Origin of the sequence: Dactylosporangium sp. NPDC000555, assembly GCF_040300025.1 — a bacterium.
In the GTDB taxonomy this organism is placed as follows: Bacteria; Actinomycetota; Actinomycetes; order Mycobacteriales; family Micromonosporaceae; genus Dactylosporangium.
In genome coordinates, this window is sequence record NZ_JBEPDB010000006.1 from 95,222 (window position 1) to 115,906 (window position 20,685).

17 protein-coding genes are annotated in these 20,685 nt (G+C 73.9%); 9 read left to right on the forward strand and 8 right to left on the reverse strand.

What is annotated here, in order from left to right; genetic code table 11:
• Positions 1 to 57: 57 nt before the first annotated feature.
• Positions 58 to 810 carry a hypothetical protein gene (locus tag ABT297_RS06630; protein WP_350545447.1) on the reverse strand — a complete coding sequence of 251 codons (753 nt, stop codon included), beginning with the start codon at positions 808 to 810 and terminating at the stop codon, positions 58 to 60.
• A 53-nt stretch (positions 811 to 863) separates the two neighbouring features.
• A complete protein-coding gene (locus ABT297_RS06635; RefSeq protein ID WP_350545450.1) occupies positions 864 to 1,904 on the reverse strand; it encodes a hypothetical protein in 1,041 nt (346 codons plus the stop codon).
• 332 nt (positions 1,905 to 2,236) lie between these two features.
• Between ABT297_RS06635 and ABT297_RS06640 the strand changes: the two genes are divergently transcribed.
• From ABT297_RS06640 to ABT297_RS06650, 3 genes are all read left to right on the forward strand, one after another.
• The gene (locus ABT297_RS06640; RefSeq protein ID WP_350545569.1) at positions 2,237 to 3,451 is read left to right on the forward strand and encodes a bifunctional pyridoxamine 5'-phosphate oxidase family protein/GNAT family N-acetyltransferase; all 1,215 of its coding nucleotides are present in this window, start codon (positions 2,237 to 2,239) and stop codon (positions 3,449 to 3,451) included.
• Complete coding sequence (gene leuE, locus ABT297_RS06645; protein ID WP_502885508.1) at positions 3,427 to 4,068, forward strand: leucine efflux protein LeuE; 642 nt, start codon at positions 3,427 to 3,429, stop codon at positions 4,066 to 4,068. Before ABT297_RS06640 ends, leuE begins: the two co-directional genes overlap by 25 nt.
• A 173-nt stretch (positions 4,069 to 4,241) precedes the next feature.
• Positions 4,242 to 8,750: an ATP-dependent helicase gene (locus ABT297_RS06650; protein WP_502885509.1), complete on the forward strand. Its 4,509-nt coding sequence runs from the start codon at positions 4,242 to 4,244 to the stop codon at positions 8,748 to 8,750.
• Positions 8,751 to 8,825: 75 nt separating this feature from the next.
• Here ABT297_RS06650 and ABT297_RS06655 read toward each other — a convergent pair whose 3' ends face one another.
• Positions 8,826 to 9,602, reverse strand: coding sequence for an SAM hydrolase/SAM-dependent halogenase family protein (locus tag ABT297_RS06655; RefSeq protein ID WP_350545457.1), 777 nt, complete (start codon positions 9,600 to 9,602; stop codon positions 8,826 to 8,828).
• A 19-nt stretch (positions 9,603 to 9,621) separates the two neighbouring features.
• On the opposite strand from ABT297_RS06655, the gene ABT297_RS06660 reads away from it, so the two are divergent.
• From ABT297_RS06660 to ABT297_RS06685, 6 genes are all read left to right on the forward strand, one after another.
• Complete coding sequence (locus ABT297_RS06660) at positions 9,622 to 10,560, forward strand: LLM class F420-dependent oxidoreductase (protein ID WP_350545459.1); 939 nt, start codon at positions 9,622 to 9,624, stop codon at positions 10,558 to 10,560.
• Between the two features lie 389 nt (positions 10,561 to 10,949).
• Positions 10,950 to 12,164, forward strand: a complete 1,215-nt coding sequence (locus tag ABT297_RS06665) for a glycoside hydrolase family 5 protein (RefSeq protein ID WP_350545461.1) — start codon at positions 10,950 to 10,952, stop codon at positions 12,162 to 12,164.
• Positions 12,165 to 12,232: 68 nt separating this feature from the next.
• On the forward strand, positions 12,233 to 12,430 hold the full coding sequence (locus ABT297_RS06670) for an N-acetyltransferase (RefSeq protein ID WP_350545463.1): 198 nt from the start codon (positions 12,233 to 12,235) through the stop codon (positions 12,428 to 12,430).
• A gap of 30 nt (positions 12,431 to 12,460) precedes the next feature.
• Positions 12,461 to 12,916 (forward strand): hypothetical protein, encoded by a 456-nt coding sequence (locus ABT297_RS06675; RefSeq protein WP_350545466.1) that lies wholly within the window; start codon positions 12,461 to 12,463, stop codon positions 12,914 to 12,916.
• A gap of 103 nt (positions 12,917 to 13,019) precedes the next feature.
• On the forward strand, positions 13,020 to 13,829 hold the full coding sequence (locus ABT297_RS06680) for a DNA-formamidopyrimidine glycosylase family protein (RefSeq protein WP_350545572.1): 810 nt from the start codon (positions 13,020 to 13,022) through the stop codon (positions 13,827 to 13,829).
• 158 nt (positions 13,830 to 13,987) lie between these two features.
• Positions 13,988 to 14,815, forward strand: a complete 828-nt coding sequence (locus tag ABT297_RS06685; RefSeq protein WP_350545467.1) for a hypothetical protein — start codon at positions 13,988 to 13,990, stop codon at positions 14,813 to 14,815.
• Between the two features lie 464 nt (positions 14,816 to 15,279).
• Here the strand turns inward: ABT297_RS06685 and pspM are convergent, their stop codons facing one another.
• The 5 genes from pspM to ABT297_RS06710 all read right to left on the reverse strand — a co-directional run bounded on the left by pspM (position 15,280) and on the right by ABT297_RS06710 (position 20,601).
• On the reverse strand, positions 15,280 to 16,041 hold the full coding sequence (gene pspM, locus ABT297_RS06690) for a phage shock envelope stress response protein PspM (RefSeq protein WP_350545469.1): 762 nt from the start codon (positions 16,039 to 16,041) through the stop codon (positions 15,280 to 15,282).
• 31 nt (positions 16,042 to 16,072) lie between these two features.
• The gene (locus ABT297_RS06695) at positions 16,073 to 16,927 is read right to left on the reverse strand and encodes a PspA/IM30 family protein (RefSeq protein ID WP_350545472.1); all 855 of its coding nucleotides are present in this window, start codon (positions 16,925 to 16,927) and stop codon (positions 16,073 to 16,075) included.
• Positions 16,928 to 17,070: 143 nt separating this feature from the next.
• Positions 17,071 to 17,892 carry a hypothetical protein gene (locus tag ABT297_RS06700; RefSeq protein WP_350545474.1) on the reverse strand — a complete coding sequence of 274 codons (822 nt, stop codon included), beginning with the start codon at positions 17,890 to 17,892 and terminating at the stop codon, positions 17,071 to 17,073.
• 30 nt (positions 17,893 to 17,922) lie between these two features.
• Positions 17,923 to 19,746: an extracellular solute-binding protein gene (locus ABT297_RS06705; protein ID WP_350545475.1), complete on the reverse strand. Its 1,824-nt coding sequence runs from the start codon at positions 19,744 to 19,746 to the stop codon at positions 17,923 to 17,925.
• Between the two features lie 294 nt (positions 19,747 to 20,040).
• Positions 20,041 to 20,601, reverse strand: coding sequence for a helix-turn-helix domain-containing protein (locus ABT297_RS06710; RefSeq protein ID WP_350545477.1), 561 nt, complete (start codon positions 20,599 to 20,601; stop codon positions 20,041 to 20,043).
• Positions 20,602 to 20,685: the final 84 nt, after the last annotated feature.

Here is a 20,685-nt window from a genome sequence, read left to right on the forward strand (position 1 = left end):
GCGGGCCAGTGTGCGACGCGGAACACCGTCTCGCCCAGCCTGATCTTGCCTGGCCCGTCAGAGCCCCAGCATGCCGTACAGGTGGTCCGGCAGCCGCTCGGCCCCCTTCGGCTCCTCGACCGTCACGGGCGCACCGAAGTCGGAGTACGTGGCCTCCACCGTGTCGTCGGGGATGTCCACCCGCACGCCCGTGATGCGGTCCCGCTCGTCCACGGTGGCCTCGAACGGGATCGCCCGCGCCGCGTCGCCCAGCTGCCGCACCCGCGCGATGTTCGCCGGCCCCCAGGCCACCACCCGCGTCATGTCGACCGTGCCGCGATACGTCCGCCCGTCCCGCCGCACGTCGTGGGTCGCCGCAACGAGCGCCTGTACCCCGGTCGGGTCCCTGATCGCGCTGAGCCCGAGCGCGCCCGCCCGCGTCACCCGCGCCGGGTCGACCTGGTACCAGGTCCCGCCGTCGAACCCCGGCAGCGGCAGCCCCGTCAGCCGCGTATATGCGGACCCCCGCACCTCGATGGTGTCGATCTTCAGCGACGCCCCGCTCGAACTCACGCTGACCGACGCGTCGAGCAGGTCCGCGAGCGGGTCGATCCGCCCCTCGTAGCTGCCCTCCTTCGCCACCACCTTGAACCGGTAGCTGCCCTTCGCCAGCTCTCCGGCCCCGGCGGCGAGCCCCGTGGGCGAGGCCTTCACGCCGACGGTGGGCGCCGGTCGGGCGTTCTTTGCGGCGGTACACCCGGAAAGCGCCGCCGTCCCCAGCACCGCCGCCACGAGAAGCGCCCGCCTGCCTGCTGCTGCGGTCCGGCCCATGCGCCGGAGTGTATTGGCAGCCGCCCGGCGGGCCGAGCGCCGAAAGCCGAAGTTCAGTTGTTCAACAGGTTGTACACAGCGGCCGTGGCCGGCGCGACCTCCCCCGCCTTCGGCACCGTGACCTGCACCGGCCGCCCCTGGTCCGTGTAGTCGACGGCGAGCGTGCGCTCCGCCACCGACCCGTATGCCGGCACCGTGATCCTGACCTTCGCCAGCCGCCCCTGCGCGTCCAGCTCCACCACGAACGGCGCCACCTTGGCCCGCTCGCCGAGCGCGACGACGGCGGCACGGTCGGCGATCCCGAGATCCCCGCCGTGGGTGAGGTCGTATGTCCCGCTGATGCGCGCCCCGTCCAGCGTCACCGCCCCCACCCGTGTGACGAGATCCCGGCTGCTGGTGGGATCGCTGGTCTCGAACAGCCCGATGATCCCCGTCTTGGTGACCTTGGTCCGGTCGAACCGGTACCACTTCTTCGCGCTGACCCCGGCCGCCGGAATGCTCGTGCGGAAGTACCGCTCCCCGCCGCCGAGCACGACACCTTCGAGCGTGAACCCCACCCCCGAGGCGACCGACTCGAGTCGGGCCTGCCGCTTCCCGCCCGGGTCCACGACCCCGGTGACGGTCCCTTCGTCGATCCTCATCGTGTACGCGTAGCTGCCGGCCCCGAGCGCCTTCACCGCCGCGACGAGCGCCTCCTTCCCCGCCTTCCCGGCCGGATCGCCCGAGGCCGCCGCCGAGGTGGCCCCGCCCCGCTCCGCCGCTCCCCCACACCCCGCGAGCAGCACGGCGGCAAGCACCGCGGCGACGACCGCGGCAACCCCCGCCCGCCGCCCGGCAGCCGCCACCGGTGAGGACGGCGCGGCGATACGCACGATCGCGGCGACGGACGCCGCGGGCGACGCCGAAGCGGCCGGCTCCGGGGCGGCGAGGACGGAGACTGCGGACGCGGCAGCGAGCGCCGTCGACACGGCAGCGAGGGCCGGCGACGCGGCAGCGGCCGGGCCGGGGGCGGCGGGTGCGGGGGCGAAGGGGGACGGCGTGGCGTGGAGCGGCGGGGTGGGGCTGGTGGTGCTCGTAGGGCTGTCGGGGCGCAAGCTCTCTTCCTCCTTGAACGAGCGTGCGGCGCGGCCCGGAACCGGCCGGTGCGTGGCCGGGCTCCTTCGGCGGTGCCGCCTATCCCCCTTTCAACAGTTGATGGGCCGCCGCGGGTGCGCGTCGATTACCCCGGACGCTTGCGGCACCGCACGCCCCCGTATTCGCGCACGGTGCCCGATCGATGGTGACGGTAGCGGGAGGGTCTGACATTTTCGGTTGTGGCTGGTCGGGGCGCGGCTGATATTGTACTGCCACAGTTCTCATTTTGTACTAGTACAAAGGAACCCACGTGGAGACGTACCAGCAGACGGCGCGGAACACCCCGCGGCGCATGCCCGAACGGGCCTCCTACGATGTCGAGCTCGCCCACGCCGTGCTCGACGAGGCGTACGTGTGTCACCTCGGCTACGTCGCCGGCGGTGAGCCACGGGTGCTGCCGACCCTGCACGCCCGGGTCGGCGACACGCTCTACCTGCACGGCTCCACCGGCAGCCGGCCCCTGCTGGCGGCCCGCGACGGCGGCCTGCCGGTCTGCGTCGCGGTCACGGTCATCGACGGGCTGGTGCTGGCCCGCTCGCAGTTCAACCACAGCGCCAACTACCGGTCCGTGATCGTGCACGGCACCGCGCGGCTGGTCGAGGACGAGACGGAGCGGGCGAACGCGTTCGCCGCGCTGGTCGACAAGGTGGCGCCGGGCCGGACCGCCGACAGCCGCCCGCCGGACCGCAAGGAGCTGGCCCAGACCGCGCTGCTGGCCGTGCCCCTGCGGGAGGTCTCGACGAAGGTGCGGGCCGGCGAGCCGCAGGACGACGCACAGGACGCGGACCTGCCGCATTGGGCCGGTGTCGTACCGCTGCGGCTCACCCGCGGACTTCCGGTGCCCGCGGAGGCACTCGCGGTACGACTGCCGGACTATCTGAGGCCGGAGCGGGACGCCTGGCACAGTCCCGCGACGCTGCGCGGCCGGCACGTCACGCTCGAGCCGCTCGATCACGCGCACGCCCCCGAGCTGTTCGAGGCGCTCGACGACGCGGCGGTGTGGACCCACCTGACCTCCCCGCGGCCCGCGTCCGTGGCCGGGATGGCGGCGCTCGTGGCGGCGGCCCTGGCCGACCCCGACCGCGTGCCGTTCGTGCAGCGGGAGCCGGCGACCGGGCGCCTCATCGGCAGCACGTCGTACTACGCGCCGAACGCGGTCAGCCGCTCGGTCGTGATCGGGTACACGATGGTCGGCCGGCCCTGGTGGCGCACCGGCGTCAACACCGAGTCGAAGCTGATGCTGCTGCGCCACGCCTTCGACACACTGGGTGCGCTGCGCGTGGAGTGGCACACTGACGTGCGCAACGAGCGCTCGCAGCGGGCGATCGAGCGGCTCGGCGCGCAGCGCGAGGGGATCCTCCGGGCCCACCGGCGACGCGCGGATGGGAGCCAGCGCGATACCGTGCTGTACTCCATGATCGCCGACGAATGGCCCGCCGCACGGGACCGGCTGGCCGCGGCGCTGGAAGCGGGAGGCGTTTCGTGCTCGGTGTCACCAACCCCCTGACGTACGTGCTCGGCACGGCGGCGATCGTGCTGCTGCCCGGGCCGAACTCGCTGTACGTGCTGACCGTCGCCGCCCGGCGCGGGGTGCGCGACGGCTATCGGGGCGCGGCGGGCGTCTGGCTCGGCGACGCGGTGCTGATGACGCTGTCGGCGGGCGGCGTGGCCTCGCTGCTGCACGCCTATCCGTGGCTGTTCGGGATCGTGAAGTACCTGGGCGCCGGATATCTGGCGTACCTCGGCGTCCGGCTGGTCGTCGGCACGCTGCGGCGACGGCGGTCGGCCGAGGCGCCCGCGCTGGAGCAGCCGACGCCGGCGGACCGGCCGTTCCGGCGGGCGCTGGTGATCAGCCTGCTCAACCCGAAGGCGATCCTGTTCTTCGTCTCGTTCTTCATCCAGTTCGTGGACCCGGCGTATCCGCACCCGGCCGTCAGCTTCCTGGTGCTCGGCACCATCGCGGAGGTGCTCAGCGCGCTGTACCTCACGCTGCTGATCTTCGGCGGGCGGTTCCTGGCCGGGCAGTTCCGGGCCCGGCGGCGGCTGGCGGCCGGGCTGACGACGCTGGTCGGGGGCGCGTTCGTGGCGTTCAGCGTGAAACTGGCGACGGCCAGCCTGTCCTGACCCGCATGGGGGTCCCCCGCCGAGGCCGACGGGGGACCCTTCGCTGCCCGGCCAGGCAAGTCGCGTCAGGGGTGGGCGCCGGGTTCCCCGGCGAGATTGGCACACACTAGCCAATCGGTTCAATTCGGGCAAATCGCCACCGCCTCGAGGAATTGTCGTACCCCCGGGGCAGGATGGTGGGCATGGCAGAGCTGGAGGGTTTCGCGGCGGCGACGCGCGAGTGGTTCCGCGCTGCCTTCGCGGCGCCGACCAGGGCGCAGGCGGGCGCGTGGCGGGCGATCAGTGCCGGGCGGCACGCGCTGGTCGTGGCGCCGACCGGCTCCGGCAAGACCCTGGCCGCGTTCCTCTGGTCACTCGACCAGTTGGCCGCGCACCCGCCGGCCGACGCCGCGCGGCGCTGCCGGGTGCTCTACGTGAGCCCGCTCAAGGCCCTCGCCGTCGACGTGGAGCGCAACCTGCGCGCCCCGCTCGCCGGCATCCGGCAGGCCGCCGCACGGCTGGGCCAGGCTCCACCCGACATCCGGGTCGGCATGCGCACCGGCGACACGCCGGCCGACGAGCGCCGCGCGTTCGCCCGCACCCCGCCGGACATCCTGATCACCACGCCCGAGTCGCTGTATCTGCTGCTGACCTCGCAGGCTCGGGAGGCGCTGCGCGGTGTGGAGACGGTCATCGTCGACGAGGTGCACGCGGTCTGCTCGACGAAGCGCGGCGCCCATCTCGCGCTGTCCCTGGAGCGGCTCGACGCGCTGCTGGAGCGGCCCGCGCAGCGCATCGGGCTGTCGGCGACGGTGCGGCCGATCGACGAGACCGCGCGGTTCCTCGGCGGGTCGGCCCCGGTGGAGATCGTCCAGCCGCCCAGCGCGAAGACGATCGAGGTCGAGGTTCAGGTTCCGGTCGAGGACATGACGGCGCTCGGGGAGGCTGCGCCCGGGGAGGACGACGACGGGGCGCCCCGGCAGGCGTCCATCTGGCCGGCGGTCGAGGAGCGGGTGCTCGACCTCATCGAGGGGCACCGGTCCACGATCGTTTTCACCAACTCGCGGCGCGGCGCCGAGCGGCTCTGCGCGCGGATCAACGAGCTGGCCGGAGCCCGGGCCGGGGTGGCGCCACCGGAGTCGGCGCGCACGCCGGCCGAGATGATGGCCCAGGCGGGCACCGCCAACGGCGCCCCGCCCGTGGTGGCCCGCGCGCACCACGGCAGCGTCTCGCGCGAGGAGCGCAAGCACATCGAGGAGGCGCTCAAGTCCGGGCAGCTGCCGGCCGTGGTCGCCACGTCGAGCCTGGAGCTCGGCATCGACATGGGCTCGGTCGACCTGGTGGTGCAGATCGAGGCGCCGCCGAGCGTCGCGGCCGGACTGCAGCGGGTCGGCCGGGCCGGGCACCAGGTCGGCGCGGTCTCACGGGGTGTGGTGTTCCCCAAGCACCGCGGCGACCTGGTCTCCTGCGCCGTCGTGGCGGAGCGCATGGTGGAGGGCGGCATCGAGGAGCTGCGCTACCCGCGCAACCCGCTCGACGTGCTGGCCCAGCAGGTCGTGGCGATGGTGTCGATGGAGCCGTGGCAGGTCGACGACCTCGCCGCGCTCGTCCGCCGGGCCGCGGTCTTCGCCGACCTGCCCGACTCGGCGCTGTTCGCGGTGCTCGACATGCTGGCCGGGCGCTATCCGTCGACGGCCTTCGCGGAGCTGCGCCCGCGCCTGGTCTGGGACCGCGCCGACGATGTGCTCACCGCCCGGCCGGGCGCGCAGCGCCTCGCGGTCACCAGCGGCGGCACGATCCCCGACCGGGGCCTGTTCGGGGTGTTCCTGGCCGGCGCCGAGAAGGCGGCGCGGGTCGGCGAGCTCGACGAGGAGATGGTCTACGAGTCGCGGGTCGGCGATGTGTTCCTGCTCGGCTCGACATCGTGGCGGATCGAGGACATCACGCCCGATCGGGTGCTGGTCTCCCCCGCGCCGGGCGCCGCGGCGAAGATGCCGTTCTGGAAGGGCGACTCGCCGGGCCGGCCGGTCGAGCTGGGCCGGGCGATCGGCGCGCGGCTGCGCGGGTTCGTGAAGTCCGGCAACGAGGCGGCCCGGGCGCACCTGCGCACCGGCGGGCTCGACGACTGGGCCGCCGACAACCTGCTGGCCTATCTGCGTGAGCAGCGCGAGGCGACCCGGCACCTGCCGGACGACCGCACGGTGCTGGTCGAGCGGTTCCGCGACGAGCTCGGCGACTGGCGCATGACCGTGCACTGCGTCCTCGGCGCCCGGGTCAACGCGCCGTGGGCGCTGGCCATCGCCCGGCGGCTGGTCGAGCGATACGGCGTGGACGCCCAGGTCATGCCCAGCGACGACGGCATCGTGGTCCGGCTGCCCGACGTGGCCGACGAGCCGCCCGGCGCCGAGCTGGTCGCGTTCGACCCCGACGAGATCGCCGGGATCGTGGAGGAGACGGTCGGCACGTCGGCGATGTTCGCCGCCCGGTTCCGCGAGTGCGCGGCCCGGGCGCTGCTGCTGCCGCGCCGCGACCCGCGCCGCCGCCAGCCCCTGTGGCAGCAGCGGCAGCGCTCCGCGCAGCTGCTGGACGTGGCCCGGGAGTATGCGGACTTCCCGATCACGCTCGAGGCGGCCCGCGAGTGCCTGCAGGACGTGTTCGACGTGGCCGGCCTCGTCGAGGTGATGCGCGACATCGCCGGGCGGCGGCTGCGCCTGGTCGAGGTCGAGACCCAGCGGCCGTCGCCGTTCGCGCGGTCGCTGCTGTTCGGATACGTGGGGGCGTTCCTCTACGAGGGCGACGCGCCGCTGGCCGAGCGGCGGGCCGCCGCCCTCGCGCTCGACCCGACCCTGCTGGCCGAGCTGCTGGGCCGGGTGGAGCTGCGCGAGCTGCTCGACCCGGCGGTGGTCGCCGAGACCGAGCAGGGCCTGCAGTGGCTCGGCCCGCGGCGCACCCCGCGCGACCCCGAGGACGTGGCGGAGATGCTGCGCGTCCTGGGCGACCTCTCCGACGCCGAGCTCACCGCGCGCGGCGCCGACCCGGCGTGGGCCGGCGAGCTGGCCGCGCAGCGGCGCGCGATCCAGGTTCGCGTCGCCGGCGAATCCCGCTGGATCCCCGTCGAGGACGCCGGGCGATATCGCGACGCCCTCGGCGTGGCGCTGCCCGTCGGGCTGCCCACCGCCTATCTCGAGCCGGTCGCCGACCCGCTCGGCGACCTCGTGAGCCGGCACGCGCGCACCCACGGGCCGTTCACCGCCGCGACAGCCGCGGCCCGGTTCGGGCTCGGCGTGTTCGTGCTCGAGCAGGCGTTGCGGCGGCTGCCCTCCGTCGTCTCCGGCGAGTTCTCCCCCGGCGGCGCGGGCACCGAGTGGTGCGATGCGGAGATCCTGCGCCTGCTGCGCCGCCGTTCGCTCGCCGCGCTGCGCCGCGAGATCGAGCCCGTGCCGCCCCGGGCGCTGGCCCGGTTCCTGCCGCAGTGGCACCACATCGGCGCCTCCCGCGCTCGCGGGGTCGAGGCCGTCGCGTCCGCGATCGAGCAGCTGCAGGGCGTCGCCATGCCCGCCTCGGCGCTGGAGCGGCTTATCCTGCCCGCGCGGGTCGCCGACTACAGCGCTGCGCATCTCGACGAGCTCACCGCCTCGGGCGATGTGGTGTGGGCGGGCACCGGCGCGATCGGCGAGCACGACGGCTGGGTCAGCCTGGCCTTCGCCGATGCCGCGCCACTGCTTCTGCCGCCGCCCTCCGACGTGGGCGGGCCCCTGCACGAGGCGGTGCTCGACGCCCTCGCCGGCGGGCAGGCGATGTTCTTCAGGGGCATCGCCGAGCTCATCCACGCGCCCGAGGAGGAGCTCATCGCCGCCCTGTGGGACCTCGTCTGGGCCGGCCGGCTGTCCAACGACACCATCGCGCCGCTGCGGGCCAAGCTCAGCGGCGGCGGGGCGCACCGGTCAAGGCCGTCGGCGCCGCGGTCGCGGTATCGGCGCCCGGGCGGCGCGTCGCTCGGGCGCATGTCGCTCGCCGTGGCCCGCACCGGGCCCCCGCAGGCGGCCGGCCGGTGGTATCTGCTGCCCGAGCGCGACCTCGACCCGACCCGGCGCGCCACCGCCAACGCCGAGCTCCTGCTCGAGCGGCACGGCGTCGTCACCCGCGGCGCGGTCATGTCCGAGGACCTGCCGGGCGCGTTCGCCGGCGTCTATCCGGTGCTCGCCGCGATGGAGGAGCGCGGCGCGGCCCGGCGCGGATACTTCGTCGAGGGCCTCGGCGCGGCGCAGTTCGCGCTGCCGGGCGCCGTCGACCGCCTCCGCGGCGGCACCGAGCACCGCGACGCGCTGGTGCTGGCCGCGACGGACCCCGCCAATCCGTATGGCGCGGCCCTGCCCTGGCCGGAGCGCGTCGTCGACGCCGGCGACGGCGAACGCGCCGGGCACCGCGCGGGCCGCAAGGCCGGGGCCCTGGTCGTCACCGTCGGTGGCGGCCTGACCCTGTATGTCGAACGCGGCGGCCGCACCCTGCTGTCCTACGCCGACGACCCGGACCTGCTCGCCCTCGCCGCCAAGGCCCTCGCCGACTCCGTCCACGGCGGCGCGCTGGGCGTCCTGTCCGTCGAGCGTGCCGACGGCGAGTCGATCCTGCACTCGCCCCTGCGCGACGCCCTGGCGAGCGCCGGCTTCCGCAGCACCCCGCGCGGCCTGCGCCTGCGCGGCTGAGCCGATCGATCCGACCCGCGCCGCCGCGGCCGAGCGGATCGGACGGCCCGCGCCGCTGCGGGCGGCTGGCTGAGATCAGGAGGTGATGGTCACCCGGTCGCCGGGGGCCAGCGACAGGCGGGCGGCCGCGTCGCCGCCGTTCACGGCCAGGGCCAGGTGGCCGGCCGAGTCGGCGAACACCACCAGGGCGCCCGCGGGCGCGTCGCCGAACGTGTTCGCGCAGGTCGCGGGGGTGCCGTTCACCGTGAGCTCGCGCGGGGCGTCGGGCAGCAGGCCGGGCGTGGCCGCCAGCTGGACGTTGCCGAAATGGTCGACGGTCAGGACCTCGGCCACGAGGCCGCCCGGGACCCGCTCGACAAGGGGCGCCGGCAGCATCACCAGGTCGTCGATCTCCTCGCCGGCGTCAGGCAGCGCCGCGCCCGAGCACAGGCGCGCCGCGACCGGAGCGAAGATGTCGCGGCCGTGGAAGGTCGCGGAGACCTCCGGGGCGAACCACTCGCGGTTGGTGAGATGCACCGCGGCCGCGATGCCGCCCAGCGCCTCGGCGGCCGGGACCAGCAGGCCGTTGTCGGGGCCGACCAGGAAGCCGCCGTCCCCCGCGGCGATCGCGATCGGGCGCCGGGCCGTGCCCACGCCGGGGTCGACGACCGCCAGGTGTACCGAGAGTGGCAGCGACCGCACCGTCTGCGCGAGGACGGCGGCGCCGCGGCGGACGTCCCCCGGCGGGACCAGGTGGGTGACGTCGATGATCCGGGCCCGGGGTGCCAGGCGCGCGATCGTGCCGTGACACGCCGCGACGAAGCCGTCGGACAGGCCGTAGTCGGTGGTGAACGAGATGGTGCTCGGCGTCATCACGATAGTGTCGGGTCTCATGCGGCTTTGCGTGTTCACCGAGCCCCAACTGGGCGCGACGTACGAAGACCAGCTTGCCATCGCACAGCGGGTCGAGCAGCTCGGATTCGAGGGGTTCTTCCGTTCCGACCACTATGTGACCACGCTCGGTGAGGGAATGCCCGGGCCGACCGACTCGTGGGTGACGCTCGGCGCCCTGGCGCGCGAGACGTCGACGATCCGGCTGGGCACCCTCGTGACGTCGGCGACGTTCCGGTACCCGGGGCCGCTCGCGATCGCCGTCGCGCAGGTCGACGCGATGAGCGGCGGGCGCGTCGAGATCGGGCTCGGCGCCGGGTGGTACGAGCGGGAGCACACCGCGTACGGCATCCCGTTCCCGCCGGTGGGCGAGCGGTTCGACCGGCTGGCCGAGCAGCTGGAGATCCTGACGGGGCTGTGGTCGACGCCGGCCGGCTCGACGTACAGCTTCGAGGGGCGCTACTACGACATCGTCGACTCGCCGGCGCTGCCCAAGCCGGTCCAGCAGCCCGGACCGCCGGTGATCATCGGGGGCAAGGGGCCGAAGCGCACGCCGCGGCTGGCCGCGCGGTACGGCGACGAGTTCAACGTGCCGTTCTCGTCCCTCGCCGACACCGACGCGCAGTACCAGCGGGTCGTCGAGGCGATCGAGCGCGAGGGCCGCGACGGCCGGGCGCCGATCGTGTTCTCGTGCACCCAGACGATCGTGTGCGGCAGCACCGAGGCGGAGGTCCGCCGCCGCGCCGAGTCGGTCGGGCTCGACCCGAACGGCCCGCGGGAGCGGGGCGGGCAGCTGTACGGCACGCCCGAGCGCATCGCCGAGCAGTTGCTCGACTTCGTGAAGGCGGGCGCGTCCCGGGCGTTCCTGCAGGTGCTCGACATGCGTGACCTGGAGCACCTGGAGCTGATCGCGGCGGAGGTCGCGCCGCTGCTGCCGTAGCGGGTCCGCCGTCCTGATCACCGCCGAGGCTGGTAAATCACGAAAAATCCGGGCAGAGGCCCGGGGTGGTGCTGCGGAAGAGGCCGCCGGGCGAGGACTCAGAACACCGACCGCCGCCCGGCGGCTCCCAACGCGACGAACCTCATCCCGACGCGGCCTCGAACCGTGACGAACCGCAGCCTGACGCGGTCTCGGTAGACGAGCGCGAGCCGGACACGGCGTCGACCGACACCGAGACACCGGATATTCCGGATATATCGGACGGCGCCGACGACACAGACGATACCGGCCCGCCGGAAACGACCTCCGACGACGCGGACATACCAACGGCGCCGGCAACGGTGCCGCCACGGGTTTCCAGGGGTCCCGGGCGCCGCCGGGAGCCTCCGGTGCCGCTGGTCCTGCGCAAGGGTCCGGCGGTGGCGGCGGTGCTGTTGCTGCTGGTGGCGGCGATCGCCGTACCGCTGGAGAATCCGCGGCCGGAGCGCGTCCTGTGCGTGACCGACGACGTGCAGGCTCGGGCCGTGGCCGGGCTCGCCAACTTCTCCGCCTGGCTGCGACGGAACCACGCCACCGGGTTCATCGGCGAGATCGGGTGGCCGTCGGACAAGGACGCGGCGCAGTGGAGCGGCGTCGCCGAGGCCTGGTACGAGGCCGCCGACGCGATCGGGCTGCCCGTCACGGCGTGGGCGGCCGGGGCGTGGCCGGCCAACTACCCGATGGCCGTGTACCGGCCGGTCGCGCAGGGGCTGCAGGTCGACGTCGCCGGGCCGCAGGCGCGGATCGTCGAGCGACATGGGAGTACACCCGGATATCTGCGTGGCGTGAACCTCGCCGCGGGGTCGTTCGGCAGCTCGGACGCCAACGGCGGCTTCGGCACCGGCAATCCGGGGCGCTACGGCCAGGACTACACGTACGAGACCCCGTCGAGCTACGCGTTCGTCGCCGGGCGCGGCGTGCGGCTCGTGCGCCTGGCGGTGAACTGGGAGCGGCTGCAGCCGCGGCCGTTCGGGCCGCTCGACGCGGCGGAGCTGGGCCGGGTGCGCCAGGCGCTCGAGCACGCGCGGCAGGCGGACCTGTCGGTGATCATCGATCTGCACAACTACGGCGACTACGCGCTCGGGGGCGGCGACGAGGGGCCGCCGCGCATGCTGCGACTGGGCGACGCCGAGCTGCCCACGACGGCGCTCGCGGACTTCTGGCGGCGGATGAGCCGCGCCACCGACGACCCGTCCGTCATCGGGCTCGGGCTGCTCAACGAGCCGACCCGGCTGGCCGCCGACGGGCGCGCGGGCGCGCTGATCTGGGAGCGGGCCGCGCAGGAGGCCGTCGACGCGATCCGGGCGAACGGGGACCGGCGGGCGATCCTGGTCAGCGGGTACATACCGATGGGACCGCCCTCGTGGGGGCAGATGCACCCGCACGCGTGGATCGACGACCCGGCGGGCCGGGTGGCGTACGAGTCGCACGCCTACTTCGACCACGACGGCAGCGGCCACTACTGGATGTCCTACGACGACGAGCTGCGCAGCGTGACCTGGCCGCCGCCGGCGCACTGCCAGCGGTTGACGCCGGTGGCCCGCCAGGTGCTGACGACGGGCTGACACAGTGTCGGCATGACGCTGGTGGTACGCCGGGCCGCCCAGGCCGACCTGGAGGCGGCGCTCGACGTGTGGCGGGCGGCGAACGAGGCCCGCGGCCGGGTACCCTCGCCGCGCTCCACGAGGGCTGGGCGCGGACCACGCTGTGGACGCGCACGGACAACGCGCGGGCGCGGCGGCTGTACGAGAAGGCGGGCTACCGGCCGACGGGGCGGACATCGACGCTGGCCGAGGGCGACGGGATCATGCAGCTGGCTTGGGTCCGCTAGCCTCTAGGCGACATGTTGAGGCGTTGGTCAATGCTCACGATCGGGCTCGGCGTCGGGCTGTTCGCCGGCTCGCAGCTCGCCTCTTCCAGGGCGCAGGAGACGGCGCTGTGGGCCGGCGTGGCCGCGACCGTCGTCGGCATGGTGATGTTCGCCGCCAGCCGGCCTGAGCCCGACGGCGACGCCGACCTCGAGCCCGACGAGCGCTCGCGGTCCACGCCGTCCGGGCTCGGCACGCGCGTCGAGGAGATCCTGCGCACGGCCGAGCAGCAGGCCGCCGACCATCTGCGGCAGGCCGGGAAGGACGCCCGCAAGGTCCGCGCACGGGCCGAGGCCGGGCTGTGGGTGGTGCTGCGGCAGGGCGACGACGGCGAGCGGTACGAGGTCGCGCGGCTCGAGTCCCGCTCCGACGCGGACTCGGTCGTGGCCGCGCTCGAGGCCCGAGGGCACCTGCAGCGCTACTCGGTGGCCCCGGCGGCCGAGGCGTAGTCCGCACCGCCGCACATGTGAGGAAGCCGGCGCACCGCGGGCGAACTCGTAGAGTGACGGTCAGGTCATGACCAGCGACTGCGTCACGGATCGGAGGGGCTCGGTGCCGGAGGGCGACACCGTCTGGAACACCGCCCGCGCGCTCGGCGAGGCGATCGCGGGCCGGGTCGTCGAGCGCAGCGACTTCCGCGTCCCGCGGCTGGCCACGGCCGACCTGTCCGGCTGGACCGCCGCCGAGTCCGCCTGCCGCGGCAAGCACCTGCTGCTGCGCCTGACCCGGGAGGGCCGCGAGCCGCTCACCCTGCACTCGCACCTGCGCATGGACGGCGTGTGGCGCACGTACGCGCCCGGAGAGCGCTGGTCGGGCCGCCCGGCGCACCTGATCCGCGTCGCGCTGCACACCGCGGACGCGGTCGCCGTCGGCTACCACCTGCACGAGCTCGAGATCGTGCCGACCCGCGACGAGGAGCGGCTGGTCGGGCACCTCGGGCCGGACCTCATGGGCCCGGACTGGGACGCCGCCGAGGCGGTCCGGCGGCTGCTCGCCCGGCCCGGGCGGTGGATCGCCGACGCCCTGATCGACCAGCGCAACCTGGCCGGCATCGGCAACTTGTACAAGGCCGAGACGCTGTTCCTGCGCGGCGTGTCACCCTGGACGCCCGTCGGGCAGGTCGCGGACCTGACCGCACTCGTGGAGAAGGCGCACGCGCTGCTCAACTCCAACCGCGGCCGGTGGACCCAGGCGACGACGGGCTCGCTGCGCCGCAGCGAGACCACCTGGGTCTTCGAGCGCGCCGGCCAGCCATGCCGCAGGTGCCGCACGACGCTGCGGCGATGGACGGGCGGCGACCATGAGCGCATCACGTACTGGTGCCCGCACTGCCAGCCCGGCGCGCTCCCGCCGCCGGGCTGACCGCAAATTTCAGGTCGTGTTATCCCGCCCGACCACGCGAGGACGGCTGGCGGGAACGCGATACTGTGCTGGGCGTAATGGGGCATGGTTGGCCACGTCTCATGGGGAGGGGCGATGCGCAGCACAGGGTCCGCGGCCGCGCGTGGGGTGGCGAGCCGGTGGACCTCCGGCTGACCCGTCGCGGCCTGCTCGCCGCCGTCCTGGCGACGGCCACGTTGTCGGCGTGCGACAGCCCGCCCGGTGCCACGTCGACGCCCACCCCGTCGTTCAACCCGCCTGGTGACGCCCCGGTCGCCGTCTGGGAGCTGACCGGCGGCCTGAGCGCGGCCGGCATCGCGGCCCTGCGCCCGCCCCGCCTGGCCATCTACGGCGACGGTGACGCGATCGCGGACGCGACATACCGGTCCCGCCTCGACCCCGACCAGCTGCGCGCCCTCACCGTCGCGCTGGCCGACGACCTGCGTTCGACCGGCGCGCAGAAGAAGCCGGCGGTCACGCCGACGATCGTCGACGCGCCGGTGACGAAGGTGTCGGTGTGGTCACCCTCCGGGCCGCTGACGTTCACCGCCGAGGGGCTCGACGAGGTCAAGGCCGATCACCTGTACGCCGACGTCCTCTACGTCGCCCGCGACCGCCTCGCCGCCGTGCACAAGACGGTGTCGGCGACCGCGCAGCCCTACCTGGCCACGCGCGTGCGGGTCGTCGCGGTGCCGGTGCTGGACGGCACGGCCGGCTCGCCGGGCATCGGCCCCATCGCCGCCGACCCGAGCGCCTCCGCCTTGATGACGGCGTGGCCGGCGGACGTGTCGCTGCCCACCACCGACCGCGAGGGCCTGCGCAAGGCCGACCTGGACGGCGACGCGGCGCGCGTGGCGGTCCGGATGCTGACCCGGGACCTCGACCAGCGGGGCGCCTGGCCGGCGTATCGCATGCCCGACGGCGCCGTCGTCCGCGCCAGTTGGCGCTACCTGCTCCCGAGCGAGTAAAACCGCATCGCCCCACCATCGAGCAGGGCAACGTTCCGGCTGGCGTCACCCACACCTCGACACGCGAACCGCCCGGAGCCGCGGTCCAGGCCGGGCCCCCGGCCGTCACCACCCGCTCCTGGACGCGCGAACCGCCCGGAGCCGCGCTCGAGAGCCGGGCCACGCCCCGCCGGCACCACCCGCCCCCGGACGCACAAATCGCCCGGAGCCGCGCTCGAGAGCCGGGCCACGCCCCGCCGGCACCACCCGCTCCTGGACGCGCGAACCGCCCGGAGCCGCGCTCGAGCGCTGGGCCACGTCCGGCCGGCACCACTCGCTCCCGGACACGCGAACCGCCCGGCTTCACCCTCGAACGGGCCAACTTCCGGACTTTTCCGATTTATGCCCGATTTCGGTTCAGTGCCAGATTGGGCCGAAACCGCGACGGTGACGGCGCGCTCACCACGGGGCACGCCGCCGGTTGGTCAGGCGGTCTGCGGCCGCGGTGTCGCCTGCGGGGTGCGCAGGTCGGCCAGACCCTCGGCGACGCCGCGCAGGAACGCGGTCGCGTCCGTGAGGCTGCCCACCGCGGTGCTGTCCTCGGCCACGCAGCCGGCCGCCGCGGTCACGAACTGCTCGTATGCGGTCACGCCCTGCTCCAGCTGCTCGCTGATCGCCCGGTGGGCCGGGCGCAGACCCTCGCCGGCCGGGCCGAGGCGCATCGCACGCTCGACGGACGCGCAGCGCTGGACGAGGTCGCGCAACTGGCGCTCGGCGACGGCGGCGTCGAGGACCGCGGACTCCGCGGCCGGGCCGAGCCGGCCGACCAGGCCGCTGAGCATCCCCGAGGCGCGGTCCAGGCGCCGCCACGGCTCGGCGACGGTCAGGCCGCGCAGCTTGAACGCCTCGCGCTGCCGGTCGAACTCGGCGACCGCGGTGCGTCCCGCGGGCAGCCGCTGCACCAGGCCAACGAGCTTGTCGCGGGCCATCGCGCCGGCCAGGGCGGGGTCGGGCTCGGGCGGCACCGGCAAAGCCCGGAAGGCCCGGTAGTCGATCCACCGCCAGACGGCGATGGCGATGGAACCGCCGGCCGCGGCCGCCCAGAACGCGTCGGCCAGGCCGAGGCCGCTGTACGGCACAAGGACGGCGGTGGCGCCGGTGAGCAGCCCGGCCCGCACCGACCAGCCCCGCGCGGAGCGGTGCAGCCTCCGCAGTCGCTTCAGGTGCTTGGTCCGATCGCTGGCCATGACCGCCCCCCGGGTCGTACCTCGTGTCGGCTCAGCCGGCGCTGGCCGAGTCCCCCGCCTGCTTGTCCTTCAAGCTCGCCCGGATCTCGTCCAGGCGCGCCACGCTGGCGTCCTTGGGCCCGGTCGAGGCCACGGCGGGCGTCTCGGGCGCCGCGGCGAGCTTGTCGCCGGCCATGCTCGCGCGGATCTGGTCGAGGCGGGAGCTGCCGGCCATGTCGAGGGTCGAGCGCTGCACCTCGAGCATCCGCCCCTCGACGGAGTTGGAGGCGAGCTCGGCGCGGCCCATGGCGTTGGCATACCGCCGCTCGATCTTCTCCCGGACCTCGTCCAGCGACGGGGTGTTGCCCGGGGCGGCGAGGCCGCTCATCGACTCCAGCGACTTGGCGACGGTCTCCTGCATCTTCGCCTGCTCCAGCTGGCTGAGCAGCTTGGTGCGCTCGGCGAGCTTCTGCTGGAGCATCATGGCGTTGTTCTCGACCGCCTTGCGCGCCTGGGCGGCCGCGTTGAGCGACTGGTCGTGGAGGGTCTTGAGGTCCTCCATGCCCTGCTCGGCGGCGACCAGCTGCGTGGCGAACACCTGCGCGGTCTGCTCGTACTGCGTGGCCTTGGCCTCATCGCCCTCGGCGCGGGCCTTGTCGGCGAGCACGAGCGCCTGCCGAGCCGACCCCTGCAGCTTCTCGACCTCGGACATCTGCCTGGACAGCCGCATCTCAAGCTGGCGCTGGTTGCCGATCACGGCCGCGGCCTGCTGCACCAGCGCCTGGTGTTGACGCTGCGCGTCCTCGATCGCCTGCTGGATCTGCACCTTCGGATCGGCGTACTCGTCGATCTTGGCACCAAACAGCGCCATGAGGTACTTCCAGCCCTTAGCGAACGGATTCGCCATCTCGCGGTCCTCTCTCGGCCAGCACACGGACGTGCAGGCTTCCATGGTGTCAGGCTCGCGCTACAGCGTCACGCCCGCCCCGAAGGCAGCGGCCGGGAAATTAGCGCTAAACCCGGTTAATACGGACACAACTCAGGGAGAAGTCAGGGCTGCGTGCCCGGCACTTCCCCGCCCGACAGCGCGGACCGCGACAGCCGCTCGGCCTCGGCCAGGCCGGCACGCAGTCCCTCAAGATCGTTGGTGAGCTCCGCCACCTTCGACGCCGTCAACGGCGTGCCGCCGACCGTGGTCGCGTGCAGGGCGACCAGCTCCGCCATCCGCGCCACCAATCCTTCCATGCCCAGTACGGCGGACTGCATGCGAGCAAGGAGCAATCCTCGGGCCTCCTGGAGCCGCTTGCCGACGTCGAGTTGGTCGGTCACCGCGCGCAGCGCCCGCTCGCGCTCGTCGCGCAGCGGCCCGGCCGGCAGGTCGGACAGGCCGCGCCGGATCTGGTTGTGGTCCTGGCGCAGCCGCTGCGTGTTGATGCCCGACGCGGTCTGTTCGATGAGCGTCACCTGCCCGGCGAAGCGGGCCAGGTCGGCCAGCGCGCCGGCGGCCTGGTCGTCGACCTCGCCGATCTGGCCGCGCAGCACCGGATCGGCGGTGCCCTCGGACTGCCGGCGCAGCGTGCGTACCGCCGCTTCGGCCCGGCGCAGCCAGCGCTCCGCGTCGCTGCCGCGGGGCGGGGCGGGCAGGCTCGGCGAGGGCGCCGCGGTCACCCCTCGGGGTGAGGAGCCGCGATCGGCGAGGGCGCCGAGGCCGACCCTGACGCCGTACACCGTCCCGGCGACCGCCAGCCCGACCGGCACGCCGACCACCAGGCCCGCCGGGGCGAGGGCGGCCGCGACCGCCCCGCCCATACCCCCCAGGACCCCGGCCGCGACGAGACCCCACGGCTCGGTCAGCTGCTCCTTGACGCCCACGCCCGTAAGTGTGCCTTCTCCGCTGCGGTATCAGAAGTTGCTCAGGACGTTGACGAGGACCTTGTCGATGGTCGTCGGGTCGCTCGCGTCGTAGGCCGCGGCCCGCGACGCCGCGGAAATCCGCTGCAGTACCCCGAGGTCGGCCTGCCCGCCGTACGCGATCGTGAACACGCGCACCGGGATCTCCTTGTCCGACGTGTCGATGTCGCGCACGAGGCTGTCGAGGTCGCTGTCCTTCGGGTACTCGTTCTTGCCGTCGGTGAGCACCACGACGGCGTTGATCCGGCTCGGGTCGGCGAGGTCGGCCATCTTGCGCTGCGCAGCCCGCGTGGTGGCGTACAGCGCCGTGCCGCCCTCCGCGCTCAGCGAGTTGATCATCTGCTCCAGCCGCGCCCGGTTGCTGCTCAGCGGTCCGACCGGGACCTGTTCGGTGTACGGCGCGCTGGCCCCCCCGATCTCGGTCGAGAACGTCCACAGCCCGACCTCGTCGTCCGCCGCGAACAGCGCCAGCGACTGCAACGCGGCCTTCTTCGCCAGCGCGATGCGCGACTGCCCGTTGCCGGCGTCGGTGTTCATCGACCCGGACACGTCGAGCACCAGCAGCACCTTGGCCCGCTTGCGCTGCTCGTCCCACGATGTCAGGGCCTTCTCCAGCACCTGCGGCGACGGCGGGTCGATCACCGTGTACTTCGCGTCCGGCAAGAGCCCGTTCTCCCGGGTCAGCCCGGCGCCCGCCTTGCCGTCGTACGTGCGGAACGCCACGTCGGTGAAGCGCTTCTGCTGCGGCGCGTCGCGCACGTAGGCGAGGAAGTCGGCGGCGGCCGCCTTCTGCTCGTCGCTGGCGTTGCTGAGCACCACGTACGGGTGGTCGCTCAGCAGGGTGCCCTCCTTGGGGTACACCGCGACCAGCGGTACACGCGGCTTGGGCCCCTTGCCCGCGAGCGCCGGGTCGCCGGTCGGGTTGCCGGTGTTGTAGTCGTACACCGACTTCTCTTCGATCGCGACCGCGCTGATGTAGTTGAGCCCCCGTCCGGCCTGGTCGGCGGCGGCCAGGTTGGACAGGAACGTCAGCGAGATGTCGCCGTAGTGCACGACGCTCGACTCGACGGACTTGACGTACTGCAGCACCTTGGGGTCGGCGAGATCCTTGTCCGTCAGGTCGGTCGAGCGCCCGGTGGCGGCGAAGTACGCGCCGACCGTCGCGTTGAGCCCCGACGTGGAGAAGTGCGGGTTGGTCTTGCCGAGCCGGAACCTCCCCCACTCCGGGTGACCCTTCGAGCCCCATCCGTTCGGGTCGGTCGTCAGCCCGAGCACGTCGCTCCAGCCGATCGGCTTGTCGGGCCAGCCCAGCGCCTCGGCCATCGGCTTGGGCATCGCGAGCACCAGCGGCGACTGCGCGATTATCGGCAGCTTGCCGTCGGGGACCAGCGCGCCCTTGTCGCCGCTGGCCAGCCGCTGCTTGAGCAGCGACACCCAGGACGCGGACGCCGGCGTCCACACTGCCGGCTGCGGCCCCTCGCGCCCGACGTCCCACCCGGCGGCCAGTGCGTCGAGCGCCGCGCCGGAGGCCTTGGTCTGCACGATCGGGTCGGCGCACTTGCCGTCGAAGCGACGGTCCGACTGGACGTAGCTCTTGGCGAGCTCCGTCATCAGCGCGGCCTTCTCGCTCGACGCCGAGACGTTCAGCGCGATGCACCCCTCGCGGCGCGGCGTTGCGGCCTTCTTGCCGCCGCCGTTGTCGTCGCCACGGTTGGCCAGGACGACATACACCCCGCAGATCGCGAGCACGCCGATGACCGCCGCGATGATGATCGGAAGGGGATTGCGCCGCCGGTTGGGTGCCGGGTAGCTCACGGGTCGCTCGCCTCCGCGCTGCTGCTTTCACTGGCGCCTCCGACGGGCGCGGCACCAGTGTCGCAGGTCGCGTCGAATCGACGATCAAGGCACGCCCGCCGCCGGCTCGCAGGGCTCGGCCGCGCTGCGTGCGTTCGGCTCGATGACCGGCTCTACACGGTCGGCTTTACGGCGTTTTGCGGCCTTTCACACCCTCTTCAGGCCAGCTCGCCGCACAGCACCGGATCGCAGCCGAATCGTTGCACGGCCTGGTCCAACTCGGCCGGCTACCGTGCGGCCGGCCGGCGCGGGACGTCAGGCGGCGTAGACGACGTCGCGCTCGCGGTCGACCGGGCCGCGGGTGGCGCGCAGGGTGGTCCGGAGCGGCCCGTCGTGGTGGACCGCCACCGACAGCTTCGCGTCGGCGGAGACCTTCGACTTCGCGGCGCCCCGCACCAGGCGGGCCTGCGGCGCCTCCGCCGATCCGCTCGCCGCCGCCGCTGGCACGGGCTCGCCCGACGTCGCGGGCGCCGCGGCCGGCACGGGCACGGCGGGCGCCGGCACTCCGGCCGTCTTCGCGCCGTTGCGGGCGTTGTCCGGCGCCCCGCCGGGGCCGCCGACCGGCACGAGCACCGGCGACAGATCCTCGGACAGGGCGAGCGAGTCGCTCACGTCACGCAGCACCTCGGACAGCGCGGCGCCGAGGGCCTCGCAGATCGCGGCCAGCAGCTCGCTGGACGCCTCCTTCTGACCGCGCTCGATCTCCGACAGGTATCCGAGGCTCACATTGGCCGCGGTGGAGACCTCACGCAGCGTCCGATGCTGGGCCTGCCGTCGCGCTCGCAGCGCATCACCGATCACCCGACGAAGCAGCACGGCGGCACCCCCTCTGACGCAGCTGGCAAGACCGCGAAAACTGGTACTCGTCACGGTACCTGGTGTGGCGCGGATCGACACCCT